Origin of the sequence: Aeromonas sp. 82P, assembly GCF_051919365.1 — a bacterium.
Taxonomy (GTDB): Bacteria; Pseudomonadota; Gammaproteobacteria; order Enterobacterales; family Aeromonadaceae; genus Aeromonas; species Aeromonas veronii.
Genome location: NZ_JBQBEV010000001.1, coordinates 1,371,753 through 1,383,731 on the forward strand (window position 1 = coordinate 1,371,753; position 11,979 = coordinate 1,383,731).

12 protein-coding genes, 1 tRNA gene and 1 other annotated feature are annotated in these 11,979 nt (G+C 59.0%); of the genes, 8 read left to right on the forward strand and 5 right to left on the reverse strand.

All coding sequences use genetic code 11. The features are described from left to right. Positions 1 to 228: 228 nt before the first annotated feature. The 4 genes from ACTG2S_RS06465 to ACTG2S_RS06480 all read right to left on the reverse strand — a co-directional run bounded on the left by ACTG2S_RS06465 (position 229) and on the right by ACTG2S_RS06480 (position 4,626). Complete coding sequence (locus ACTG2S_RS06465; protein ID WP_274160206.1) at positions 229 to 2,166, reverse strand: methyl-accepting chemotaxis protein; 1,938 nt, start codon at positions 2,164 to 2,166, stop codon at positions 229 to 231. Between the two features lie 106 nt (positions 2,167 to 2,272). Continuing rightward, positions 2,273 to 3,157, reverse strand: coding sequence for a DMT family transporter (locus ACTG2S_RS06470; RefSeq protein WP_274160207.1), 885 nt, complete (start codon positions 3,155 to 3,157; stop codon positions 2,273 to 2,275). Positions 3,158 to 3,344: 187 nt separating this feature from the next. Then, positions 3,345 to 3,421: transfer RNA gene (locus ACTG2S_RS06475), tRNA-Arg, on the reverse strand. A 50-nt stretch (positions 3,422 to 3,471) separates the two neighbouring features. Beyond that, complete coding sequence (locus ACTG2S_RS06480; RefSeq protein ID WP_439982179.1) at positions 3,472 to 4,626, reverse strand: flagellar assembly protein T N-terminal domain-containing protein; 1,155 nt, start codon at positions 4,624 to 4,626, stop codon at positions 3,472 to 3,474. Positions 4,627 to 4,832: 206 nt separating this feature from the next. Here ACTG2S_RS06480 and ACTG2S_RS06485 point away from each other — a divergent pair, with 206 nt between their 5' ends. Both ACTG2S_RS06485 and ACTG2S_RS06490 read left to right on the forward strand, forming a co-directional pair. Next, positions 4,833 to 5,453, forward strand: coding sequence for a FlgO family outer membrane protein (locus ACTG2S_RS06485; RefSeq protein WP_005338718.1), 621 nt, complete (start codon positions 4,833 to 4,835; stop codon positions 5,451 to 5,453). Between the two features lie 10 nt (positions 5,454 to 5,463). Continuing rightward, positions 5,464 to 5,889: an LPP20 family lipoprotein gene (locus tag ACTG2S_RS06490; RefSeq protein ID WP_005349622.1), complete on the forward strand. Its 426-nt coding sequence runs from the start codon at positions 5,464 to 5,466 to the stop codon at positions 5,887 to 5,889. A 77-nt stretch (positions 5,890 to 5,966) separates the two neighbouring features. Here the strand turns inward: ACTG2S_RS06490 and pheA are convergent, their stop codons facing one another. Beyond that, positions 5,967 to 7,139: a prephenate dehydratase gene (pheA, locus tag ACTG2S_RS06495; RefSeq protein WP_021230338.1), complete on the reverse strand. Its 1,173-nt coding sequence runs from the start codon at positions 7,137 to 7,139 to the stop codon at positions 5,967 to 5,969. A 38-nt stretch (positions 7,140 to 7,177) separates the two neighbouring features. After that, positions 7,178 to 7,299 (reverse strand) — a sequence feature (Phe leader region). Between the two features lie 170 nt (positions 7,300 to 7,469). Between pheA and ACTG2S_RS06500 the strand changes: the two genes are divergently transcribed. From ACTG2S_RS06500 to ACTG2S_RS06525, 6 genes are all read left to right on the forward strand, one after another. Then, complete coding sequence (locus ACTG2S_RS06500; RefSeq protein WP_274160209.1) at positions 7,470 to 8,081, forward strand: HAD family hydrolase; 612 nt, start codon at positions 7,470 to 7,472, stop codon at positions 8,079 to 8,081. Positions 8,082 to 8,099: 18 nt separating this feature from the next. Next, positions 8,100 to 8,378, forward strand: coding sequence for a DUF6482 family protein (locus tag ACTG2S_RS06505; protein ID WP_005338699.1), 279 nt, complete (start codon positions 8,100 to 8,102; stop codon positions 8,376 to 8,378). A 79-nt stretch (positions 8,379 to 8,457) separates the two neighbouring features. Continuing rightward, the gene (locus ACTG2S_RS06510; protein ID WP_042054408.1) at positions 8,458 to 9,294 is read left to right on the forward strand and encodes a hypothetical protein; all 837 of its coding nucleotides are present in this window, start codon (positions 8,458 to 8,460) and stop codon (positions 9,292 to 9,294) included. Between the two features lie 106 nt (positions 9,295 to 9,400). Then, positions 9,401 to 9,973: a DUF3157 family protein gene (locus tag ACTG2S_RS06515; protein WP_274160210.1), complete on the forward strand. Its 573-nt coding sequence runs from the start codon at positions 9,401 to 9,403 to the stop codon at positions 9,971 to 9,973. Positions 9,974 to 10,163: 190 nt separating this feature from the next. Then, complete coding sequence (locus tag ACTG2S_RS06520) at positions 10,164 to 10,805, forward strand: autotransporter (protein WP_019445109.1); 642 nt, start codon at positions 10,164 to 10,166, stop codon at positions 10,803 to 10,805. 180 nt (positions 10,806 to 10,985) lie between these two features. After that, a complete protein-coding gene (locus tag ACTG2S_RS06525; protein WP_088869993.1) occupies positions 10,986 to 11,933 on the forward strand; it encodes a YbgA family protein in 948 nt (315 codons plus the stop codon). The last annotated feature ends 46 nt before the right edge of the window (positions 11,934 to 11,979 follow it).

The window sequence follows — 11,979 nt, forward strand, 5'->3', positions numbered from 1 at the left end:
TGACCGAGTGCAAATAATCATGGGCAAGGTCGTAAACAGCCTCATGGCAGGTATCACGGTGATGAGAGCGTTTTCTTGAGGCTGCGGGCAGCGCCAGTGCGGGTTTTCATCCGGTACGGGGGACGAGGTGTCAGTTAACCTGCCGATAACAGATAATTTTGTGCTACAAAAAAACTTTCCCTCTGGTCGAGGGAAAGTGATCTGGCAAAGATGTGGGGCGAATAGGGTTCAGCCTTGCTGGCCGAGGATGCGGGGGATCTGTTGCGCCTGATGGTGAATATGGGACGAGACCTGCACCGAGAGCTGACTCACCTGACGGGCATGCTGATGGATACGGGTGATCAGATCGGCAAAACTGGCCAGCTTGTGCTCCTGACTTTTGGCATTGTCGGCGCCTTGCAGGGCGATCACTGCGGTGTTGCGGGCGATCTCCCTCACCGCCTGGGTAGTCTGGCGCAGTTGTTCCGCCTGTGCCCGCTGGCGGCTTGATTCGCTGGTGATTCGGTTCAGTACAGTGCCAAGTTGTTCGCCGGATTGGGTCAGACGTCCCAGAATATCGGTGATCTGGTTGAGGGATTGCTGGGTATTGGCCGAGAGGTGGCGTACTTCATCGGCGACCACCGCAAAGCCGCGTCCCTGTTCCCCTGCGCGGGCCGCTTCGATGGCGGCGTTGAGGGCCAGCAAGTTGGTCTGCTGAGCGATATGACCGATCACATCGACAATGGCTGTCACATCGGCAACCGAGCGGGTGAGGGCTTGCAGCGCCTCATCGCTTTCGTCAATCGCCAGTCCTGTCTGATGAGTGGCGTGTAGCATGCTCCCCACCAGATCTTCGCTCTGGCTCATCGCCTGTTCGTTATGGTGGGCATGCCGGGCGATGTCGGCGGCGACCTGATGGACCTCTTCGGCCAGCTGGTTCAGCTCATCCATCATCTGGCCGCTCTCGTCGACCACCTGTTCGGTGGTGCGGGTGCTGTGGTGGATCTCGTCAACCTGGCTGACCATCCCTTGCAGACTGAGGGATACCGCTGACAGCTGTCCCTCTTTCTGTTGCTGGTCCAATTGCAGGCGACCGATCAGCCGATTGTAGCTGGCAACGATATCGGCCAGCTCGTTGCGATCGCGCCCGGCAGGCAACGGCTCGGCCTGCCCTGTCTGATCGAGTTGCAGAAAGGCTCCGCGCAGTCGCAACAAGGGGGTGAGCAGCCAGCGTCGTTGCACCAGCGCAAACAGCAGGGCGACTATCACCAGACAGAGCGCCAGCGTGCCGAGGATGGTGGCCAGCTCCTGATTGACGGTTTGCCGCTCGCGGGAAAGTTGTTCCCCCATCTGTCTGGTCGCTTGCAACATCGCCATGATGTCTTGCTGCACGGTCTGGCGGCCAGCCTGTTGTTGCTGAAGCGCCGTGCGGCTGTTGGCCAGCTCCTGCGGATAGCGGCCCAGCAGCGAGCGTAATTCGCTGCGCGGTTGATCTCCCAGCTCCTTGCGTACCGGCTCCCCCAGAGTGAACTCATCGGCGGGCGCCTCTTCATACAGGCCGAGCAGCGGCAAGACTTGCAGTGCTTGCGCCTGTTTTTGCAGTGCCTCCAGCTCGAAGCGGATCCCTTCGAGCAGCTTTTCATTGCCCTGCTCCATATAGCTTTGGCGCAAATGGGCGAGGCGCGGCAGGCCCGCCAGGATCTCGGCTGCGCCGCTGCGATATTGCTGTGCCGCGGCAGATTGTTCCGTGCTGGCGCCTTGCTCCCCATAGCGGATCAGCGCCATAGCTTGGCTGCCCAGCTCACTCTCCGCATTTTGCAGTAGCAGCTGGCTGTTGCCCGAGAGCTTGCCTGCGGCCTGATAGTCGTGCGCGATGCGCTGCGCCATCTGCTCGAGTTGCTGCCTGAGCGGGGCCGCCACGGTATCATCCTGAGCTGCCAGCGAGGAGAGCGCTTGCTTGCGGATCTTCTCCGCAGCTGTCAGTTGTTGCGGATCGCCGCTGTTGAGGTAGTCACGCAGACTGTTTTGCAGGGTCACTGTCACCAGTTGTTGCAGCGTCTCGTGCTGATGCTGTGCCTGATTGGTATGGGCAAGCTGTTGCCAGCCGTGGTAGAGGGCCAGCGCCTGTCCTCCCGCAACCAGTAACAAAACAAGGGAGGAGAGGGTGGCGTAATGGGCGATTTTCACGGGGTAATTCCTGTCAGCACAGACCATGGGGGAGCGTGGCCCGAGCCTAAACAGGGATGATGGCGTTTTTATGACAGCATGGTCATGTAGCCCTATTTTTGCCAGATTAACTGGCTGGGGATGCCAGTGCTCTGTTGCGTTGGCCAAGCATACCGAGCAGGGCGCCGCCCATGATAAGTGCACCGGCCAGCAGATGGCGCGAGGTCAGCGTTTCTCCATTGAGCAACACCAGCAGCAAGGTGCTCAGCAGAGGTGTCAGGTAGGCAAGGGCACCGATCCGGCGTGGATCGCCGTCTCGCAGTGCCAGATACCAGGTCACAAAGGCCGCCCCCATGGGGCCCAGCGCCAGCCCGATGATCAGCCACCAGTCACTGGTGGGGATCTGCGCGAGCGGCAGGGGCCCCTCCAGCAGACGGGCGAGCAGCAGAGCCAGCAAACCAGCGGGCAGGCAGGCTGCCGCAGTGACCACGGCAGGTGCCGGTGGCAGACGGCGTGATAGCACCGAATAGGCCCCCCAGACGACAGCTGCACCGAGTGCCAACAGGTATCCCGGCAGATATGGCTGCTGCAGTTGTAGCTCGCCGTTGACCATCACCAGCATGGAACCCGCCAGACCAAAGGCGCCAGCCAGCAGATGACGGGCATGGAGTGGATGGCCGGGCAACAACAGCGGGGTGAACAGAATGATGCAGAGCGGCCAGAGGTAGTTGATGAGGTTTGCCTCCAGCACCGGGGCATGGCGAAAGCTCATAAAGAGCAGCAGATGGTAGAGCAGCAATGCAGTAACCGTCACCAGCCAGGTAATAGGGCGAGCACGCCACTGGCGCCAGAACGGCAAGGCCCCGACCCCGCAGAAAAACAGCACCAGCCCGACCAGCACCAGTGGTGACACGCTGGTGACCCGTGACGTCAGCGCCGCCAGCGAGGCCCACAGCACAATTGTCAGCAAGGCAAAACCGGTGGATCTATCCCACCAGGAACATCCGGACATCCAACACTCCTTTGCAAGATGAAACAGGGCTTGGCCTCAAAGACAAGCCGAAGAGAAGCAGTCTATCAGAGAGCGCATGCTCTGAACGCAGAAAGGAGAGGGTCATTACGGTTGGATGGTCGGATTTATTGTCGCCAAAAACGATCAAGGGGTTGGCACCATGATGATGCCAACCCCTTGTTTTATATGGCGCTCCCGACTGGAGTCGAACCAGTGGCCTGTCCCTTAGGAGGGGACCGCTCTATCCTGCTGAGCTACGGGAGCTGTGTGGCGGGCATTATACAAGAAGCAACTCCCTTTTAAACCCTTGATTCTTATTCCAATACTGCCAAATCCCCATTCTGGATGTTAAACGGCGAATATTTGTTCTGGCTGCTGATGATGGCGCCATCGTCGAATACCTGCACCACCTCGAATAGGCCATCGGCTGGGTTGCGCATCATGCGCGACTTGCCGTATGGGTCGATGAAGTCAGCGTTGTGCTGGATGCGGAACTGATCGCCAAGCTTGACACCGTTGCGCCGTCCCAGATTGATGTAGGGGCCGCGTTCGTTCTGGCCGACCACTCTTGCGGTGACCGGGGCACAGGTGAGCTGGGCCACCAGATCCTGAGCCGCCTGCTGCAGCTGGTAGTCGACCTCCTGGCCGTAGCTTGACTGCCAGAACTGGCCGCTGCTGCTGCCCACCTGTTCCCGCTTGCCAAAGGTCCAGGTGGCACGCCCTTCGTAAACTTTGCGGTTGATCAGACTGCCGTTGATACCGTCGAACAGGTAGAGCTGCATGCGAAAGTTGCGTACGGGATCCTCATACCAGCTGGTCAGCTGGTTGCCCTGCGGCTCGATGGAGAGATCATCGATGCTGCCGAGTACCAGATACTGGCTGTCGGTGCGCAGGCTGAGCGCCTTGAGCTCTTCGAGGGCGCTGCGATCCCCCTGTTGCAGATGGAGCGGATCGATGCGCAGGTTTTCATCCAGCCACTGGCGCACCGCGACCCCTTGCCGCGCGTTGGCGAGAGTCTCGAACAGTCGTCGCGAGAGGTTTTCCGGCATGTCGTCCATGGCGCCGTAGCTGGCTTGGTCCGGATAACGCATCCGCAGCCTGACCAGTGTCAAATCCTTGGCGAAGTGCTGGGTCTGGCAGATCTGGCGCTCGGCCTGAATGTCGGCCACTAGCGTGATATACATGCGGCCGTTGCGCACCTCTTCCCGCTTGAGCCGGTACTGGCGAATGTCGCCGCCGGAGCGGATCTGGATCTGCTCGGATCGCAGGCTGCCATTTTCCAGACGCTGGACGCTGGAAACGGCCGCGCCGCTAGCCAGCAGCGCCTGACGCAGGGCGTCGCGGGTCGCCTGCTCGCGGGCATAGACCTCATCGCCCCCCAGAATGGCGGCGCTGCCCTGCGCTTCTATAAGCTCGGCTCGGGCGCTCAGGCTGGCCAGCAGCAGGGTCAACAGCAGCGGTAATTTCATAGCAGATACCTTGAGTTGGCGGGCAGCCGCGCCATTTTGAGGAAATGGCGCCTGCTGGCCGACATGGATCACAACACGTTCCAAGTGGCAGCGCACGTTGGCGCTGACGATGTCCATTAAAAAGCAAGAATCATGCCTCATTCCCGGCTCAAGCTTTGTCCGGCGCGTCCGATAATAAGTCAGGTGCAGATACAGGAAAGGTATCCATGAACAAACTCATCACGGCGTTGGCGCTTGCCCTGGCATTGACCGGGTGCGGCTCCGACCCTATCAATCGGGATCAGGGTGACCCCCGCCAGGCGGCGCAGGGGATGGAGCTCAACTGGCTGGTGGCGCGCATGACCGATCAGCTGATGGAGCGCAAATCGCTGACCACCCTGACCGAGCCCATCGCGGTGGCCTCTTTCGTTGATCTCGACACCCTGCAGGATACCAACTGGATGGGGCAGCAGATTGAGGAGAGCTTTATCTACGAGCTCAACCGTCGCGGCGAGGTGGTGGTGGACTTCAAGCTGACCGGCAGTATCAAGGTGACGCCGCAGGGGGACTTCGTGTTGAGCCGAAACTACAAGGAGCTCTCTTCCCGTTTGCCGATCTCCCGCATTCTGGTCGGCACCTTCAGCCGCAACAGCAAGGGAATTCTGGTCAATGCCCGCGTTATCGACATGCGCACCAAGATGGTGGAGACCACGGCCCAGAGCCTGATCCCGCAAAAATATCTGTTCGGTGCCAACAATTCGTTTGGTCGGGCATCGATCAATCGCGGTTATCTGATGCGTGACAGTCAGGCCCGGCCGGGCGGTCATCTGGTCAACCTGACCCCGTGAGGAGCGAGTCATGAAGATCCTGTTTGGTTGCCTGTTGGCACTCTTGCTCACCGGTTGCAGCTACAACCGGGTGGTGGATTACACCCAGGGTGGCAAGCCCGATGATTTTCCGGTGCTCAAGGCGGTGGGCTATGCGGTGATAGACATCCAGCCTGGCCCCTCCCAGTCGGAGAAGATGCTGCAAGCCATTCGCGCTTCCAAGATGGATGCTTATCGCGAGCTGGCCGAACAGCTCAATGGTCAGCAGGTGCGCGGCCAGAGCAGCTATCGTGACCTGACCCAGACCTCCAACTCACTGGATGTGTCGGTCGCCGGTGTGGTGCGTGGTGCCCGGGTGGTTGCCTCCTATCCGCGCGGCAATACCTATGCCACCGAGATGGAGCTCGATACCCGTGCCCTCTACAACATCAACCAGCTGATGGCCGGTCAGTTCTGAGTTGATGGGCTTGCCGTGAAAACCGGCATCAAAACAAAAGGCGAGCAGGGTGCTCGCCTTTTGTCGTTGTGGGCTGGTTAGCTCCCCATCAGCACCGGCGGCACTGCGGTGGGTTTCACATCCTCGCTCGGGTAGCAGCCAAGCACCTTGATATAGCGGGTGATCTTGGTCAGCTCCACCAGTGCGGCCTGCATCGCCGGGGTCTGCAGGTTGGCGGAGACATCGAGGTAGAACATCTCTTCCCACGGGTTGCCCTGCACCGGACGGGATTCGAGCTTGGTCATATTGATCTCGTGGTTGCGCAGCACCAGCAGCGCCTCGACCAGCGAACCCGGTTTCTGGGAGGTGGACATGATGAGGGTGGTCTTGGCCGGGATCTGCGGCGCCACGTCGATGGGCTTGCGCGCCACCACGATGAAGCGGCTGTAGTTCTCTTTCTGGTTGGCGAGCTGCTCGGCTAGCACGTCCAGACCATACAGTTCGCCACCGGCGGCGCTGCCGATGGCGGCGGCCTCCGGGCTGGCCAGTTCTTTCACCTTCATCATGGCACTGGAGGAGGAGTCGCAGATCTCGTGGCGCGCCCCTTCCAGCTTGCTCAGATAGTGGGAGCACTGCTGGAACACCTGCGGGTGGGCATAGAAGGTCTTGATGCGGCTCAGCTCGGTCGGCACGGCGGTGAGGATGCAGTGCTCGATGGGGTAGGTGAGCTCGCCGACGATGGAGAGGCTGGTGTGCTGCATCACGTCATAGACTTCGTTGATGGAGCCAGAGCTGGTGTTTTCGATGGGCAGCACGCCGAAGGCGGCGCGACCCGACTCCACCGCATCCAGCACTTCGCGGAAGTTCTGGCAGTTTACTTCGATCACCTGATCCTTGTAGCGCGCTAGATATTTGCGTGCGGCCAGGCTGGAGTAGGAACCACGCGGCCCCAGATAGGCGACGCTGGTCATCGGCTCCTGCTGCTCCGGGTTGAGCAGGCTCTGCAGATAGGCCTGCTGGGAGAGCACAGAGTCTTCGATGATGGTGTGATAGATGCGGGTGATGTACTGGGCGTCCAGTCCCAGCACGCGCCCTTTCTGGATCAGGGCGACCAGCAGCTCCTGCTCCCGCTGGTGGTCACGAATGGGGCGGGGGTTGGCTTGCTTGGCACGGGCGACCTCGATGCTGAGGGTCTTGCGTTTCGCCAGCAGGGCAAGCAGCTCCTGATCCAACCGGGTGATGTCTTGTCTGATCTCGTCGAGCGTTGCCATGATTGTTCCCTATCCAAGTAATCGATTGATATTAATGCAAAAAAAAGCCTCCGCTAGGGGAGGCTCGATTCGTCTTTGCTTTCTGTTCACACGACGACAGGCCTTCCCTCAAGCGGGCCGGATAAACGAGAAAGCAAAGAAGAATGGTGCGTGCATAGGTGTGTCCTTGAAGTAACGTCATAACCATTAAGGGATTTGCCGGTCTGATGCAAGTAAAACTTGCCCGCGGGCGGGGATGGGGGCAGGGTATCCGGTTAAGAAAATGGCGAATGAGCGATGTTCTATTGACTCTGTTTTGATGACTGAAACCCAGTGGGGGAGGTAAAGACGATGGCGATTATTTTCGATCTGGGACGGGTGGTGGTGAGCTGGAATCCGGTAGGCATAGTGCGTTCGGTGCGTGGCCCGCAAGGGGCTGAACAATTGGCCGAGCAGCTCTTTAACCACCCGGACTGGCTGGAGGTGGACAGAGGCACCATGTCGCTCCACACCATGGCCCGGGAAGCGCAAGCGCGCACTGGCCTCTCGACGGCGGAGAATCTGGCCATTTTACAGGCAGTTCCCGCTTCCCTGCTGCCAGATCCCGCTATGCTAACCCTGATAGCCGAGCTGCACGGGGCGGGGCACACCCTGTATGCCCTCTCCAACATGGGTCATGCCAGCATCGACTGGCTGGAGCAGCATCAGGATTTCTGGCGCTTCTTTAGCGGCAAGGTGGTGTCGGCGCGGGTGCGGATGATGAAGCCGGAGCCGGATATCTATCGCTATCTGCTGGTGTCGTTCGACCTGAAACCGGCAGAGTGCATCTTCATCGATGACAGTCCCGCCAACATCGCGGCCGCCGAGGCCCTCGGTATCAGGGGGATCGTCTTTACCGACGCGGCGAGTTGCCGCCAGCAACTGGGTGAGCTGGGCTGTTTGCCCGCCACCGGCAGGGGGTGATGCCCCTTTAGGAGCACTATGGAGCATGGCCGGTTTCGCAATTGGCTCAGTCACTATCCCGAGGCGACCCTGATCATCGCCTGCAAGGATGGCAGCGGTTATCAGCTCTGTGTTGAGGCAGAAGGGGAGTGCCTCTGCCTGACCGACAGTGAGGGAGGGCGCTTGACCTTCACCTCGCTGGATCAGGCGCAGGGTTTCTTGCGAGCCCATCGGGTTCACCAAGCAAGATTACGAATTTATGACGCCCAAAATGAAGATTTAGCAGCAGAATCACAGGAAATAATCATCAAGTTTTAATTTTAACCAGACTCTTTAAGGGTCTATTCAGTTTGCTTGCCGCACAATACTGCACCTGTTCATCATCCGGAGCTGTTTAATGGGTGCCAATGTAGTTGTACTGAATCAGGGATATGATCACTCTTTTCAAGCCAGGGAACAGCTGCTGATTGAGCGACTGGCAAGTTTTGACGAGCTGGTTGTCTCTTTTTCGGGACGGTTGGAATCCTGCTACAGCATCGAGCTGTGCCGCGCTGCCGGTGTGAAAATCCACGCAATTACCCTCGATAATCCGACCCGCAGTCGTAGCGAAGTGGCCCGTGCCCGCCGTTATTGCCAGCGTTATGGCATCGATCACTGGGTCATCAAGAGTGACGAGATCGTCTTTTGCGATCGCCTGCCAAATATTGAAGGGCTGATCGACCCGGTTCGCCGCATTGGTGAGTATGTGCAGACTCGTTCTGAGTGGGCTCATCTGCCGTTGCTGGTTCCGGCAGCGGTGGAGGAGCGTGATGATTATCTTGCCCAGTTCGGGTCTCTGCCTGCCAACTCAATCTGGTTTTTTGCCGACAACGGATTGATGCGCCGCGATTATCGTTACGGCTTCAACAAGCGTCAGCTCGGTCGCTGGGGCAAGGGGAGCAACGGTTGCCTTAGCAATCGCTTCACCAATCCACGGCAGCTTGAGCAGCGTTATCTACGAATGGTGGATCAGGCCGAGCAGATGCTGGCCGACATGGGGCTGGACGAGGCACAGGTCTTTTTCCATACCCTGTGTGACTGCTCCACCACCCTAGCCCGGGTGCGTCTGCCAGAACATCAGCGTGCGCAGGCATTTGATATGCAATCGGATATTTTGTCTGCCCTCAAGGGGAGCAAGTTCGATCTGGTGACCCTGGATATGGCACAGAAAGAGCGGCACGATCTCGCCATCTAGCCTGCGGGCAAGCGATGCGGGTGCCAGAACGTGAGTGCCGTCATAGGCAAGGGGCGACGGGACTGTTTATACTGTCGCCCTTTCACCCGTTACCGAGCTTCGCCCAATGAAACCCTTCTCCCGTCTGCTGATTGCCCTGTGCCTCTCCCCCGTATTGGCGCAGGCTGCCCCTCTTTCTCAGGTGACGCTGCCCGATGGTCGGCAGGTTCAGCTCAACGACGACTTCACCTGGGAGTATCTGATGGTCAAACCGGCCGAACCCGTACAGGGCGTGGCTGCTGATGGGAAGGCTGGGGCCGTGGTGGCCGTCGCTGCTCCGGTGCTGACCGATCAGGCCAAGGCCAATCCGGAACTGCTTGCCCAGATGGCGCGTGACGGTGTGGTGGTCAAGCTGGACAAGATCGAGGGATCTGACCCGCTGGTGCTGACCTTTATGGTGAGCAATACCGGTACCCGCAATGTAGTCGGGGTGCGTGGCATGGTGACCCTGTTCAGTGCTGACGGGGTGCAGCTGAGCCGTCAAGAGGCACGCTTCTGGGTTGCCGAGAATCGTCTGCCGGAGACCTATCTGCGCAAGGGGCAAGCCCGTCCGTCGCTGGCCCTCGAGATCCCCCGTCCTGCCGGATTGACCGGTCAGCCGCTGGTGCGGGTCGAAATTGACGAGGTGGTCTTCCGCTAATTTTTTCGCGGATCCGGCCCATGCAAACCGTGTGGGCCGGCAACTTGTTGCCGCTGACACCCCCTGCAATATCTGCTTACATCTGACATGGTTCTGCAACAGCTTGCAGCTCGGCAAGCCGGGAACCTGATCGCACAATGACTCCATACCAGCTCGCTAGCAACGGGCCCAATCACATGGAGTTATCATCATGAAAAAAGCAACTGTCTCTCTTCTGGTTCTGGCCGGGTTTGCCTCTACTTCCGTCATGGCGCAGGATGCCTTCAGCTACGCCAAGGGCGCGGCTACCTGGGCGCACACCAAATCCGATTATCTCAACGGTACCTTCAGCAATGACAGCAAAGGAACCCGTGATTTTGGCGGTCTGAGCTTGGATCTCTCCAAGAGCTTCGGCTCCAATTTCTATGGTCGCGGCAGCACTGAATACACCTCTCGCAGCAACGGCAACGACAGCATGTCGATCTCCAGCATTGGTGTCGGTGTATTTACCCCGCTCAGCACGGGTCTGAACCTCTACGGTGAAACCGGTGTGACCGGCTACATGCTGGAGCGTGAACTTGCCAGCGATATCGCTAACAAAGGGTGGGATGCTGTTGCTCGCAAAGATAGCGGCAGCATGTACGGTGAAGTGGGTCTGCGCTACGACATCGGCAATGTCGAGCTCTCCACCGCTTATCGCTACGCCAACATGACCGACGATATGCACGACTTCAAGGTGGGCGGTGCCTACAAGCTCAACCAGAACTGGGCGCTGACTGCCGATTACACCTATCGCAACTGGGATCTGCAAAAAGGTTCCATCTCCAGCCTGGGTGTGAAGTACAGCTTCTAATCCCCCTTCCCGTAGTCCGTAGTGTCTTGTTTTTTACCCATGGCGTTCGCCATGGGTTTTTTCTTTTTCCGGTGATCCCTTTTTTCTCCTTGTGTCGTATCAGTCGCAAATAGTTATACAACTTTCATTTTTTTGTATAACTGCTATAACTGAATCAATGCTTATACAAGGAGCGTCATCATGTACAAGATTAAAGTCGGTATCAGTGCCTGCCTGCTGGGACAAGAGGTGCGTTTCGATGGGGGCCACAAGCGCTCCAGCTTCTGCGAACGGGATCTTGGCGCTCACTTTGACTACCACCCCGTCTGTCCCGAGATGGCCATTGGTTTAGGGGCGCCTCGCGCCGCCATCCGGCTGGTCAAGCGCAACGGCGAGATCCGCGCCGAGGCGAGCAACGGTAGCTTCGATGTCACCGAAAAGCTGATTGCCTTTAGCGAGCAGAAAGCGCGCCAGCTCGACTTTATCTCCGGTTATATCCTCTGTGCCAAATCACCCAGCTGTGGCATGGAGCGGGTCAAGGTCTATGGCGCCAACAACGAGGGGAGTGCCAAGGAGGGGATTGGCTTGTTTGCCAAGGCGTTGATGGAGGCCAACCCCCTGCTGCCGGTGGAAGAGGATGGTCGCCTGTGCGACCCCATCCTGCGAGAGAACTTCGTGCTGCGGGTCTTCGCCTACCACGACTGGCAGCAGCTCTGCGCCCGCGGCATTACCGCCTCTGCGCTGATCCGCTTCCACTCCCGTTACAAGTATCTGGTGCTCTCCCACGCCACCACCCACTACCGGGCGCTTGGCAAGCTGCTCGGCAATCTGGGCAAGTCCGCCAACTTGCAGGAGGTGGCCGACAACTACATCAAGGGATTGATGACGGCGCTGACACTGCGAGCCAACCGCCGCAGCCACACCAATGTGCTGATGCACCTGCAGGGCTACTTCAAGCGGGTGCTGACCCCGGCCCAGAAGCAGGAGCTTGCCGATACCATCGACAAGTACCGCACCGGCATATTCCCCTTGCTGGTGCCGCTCACCCTGATCCGCCACTACCTGCGCGAGTACCCCAATCCCTATCTCGCCGAGCAGGTTTATCTCAATCCGCACCCCGATACGCTCAAGCTGCGTTACGGGCTCTGAATCCGTTCTGTTGCCCCGGCGCATGGTTTGCGCCGGGGGGCTTTAC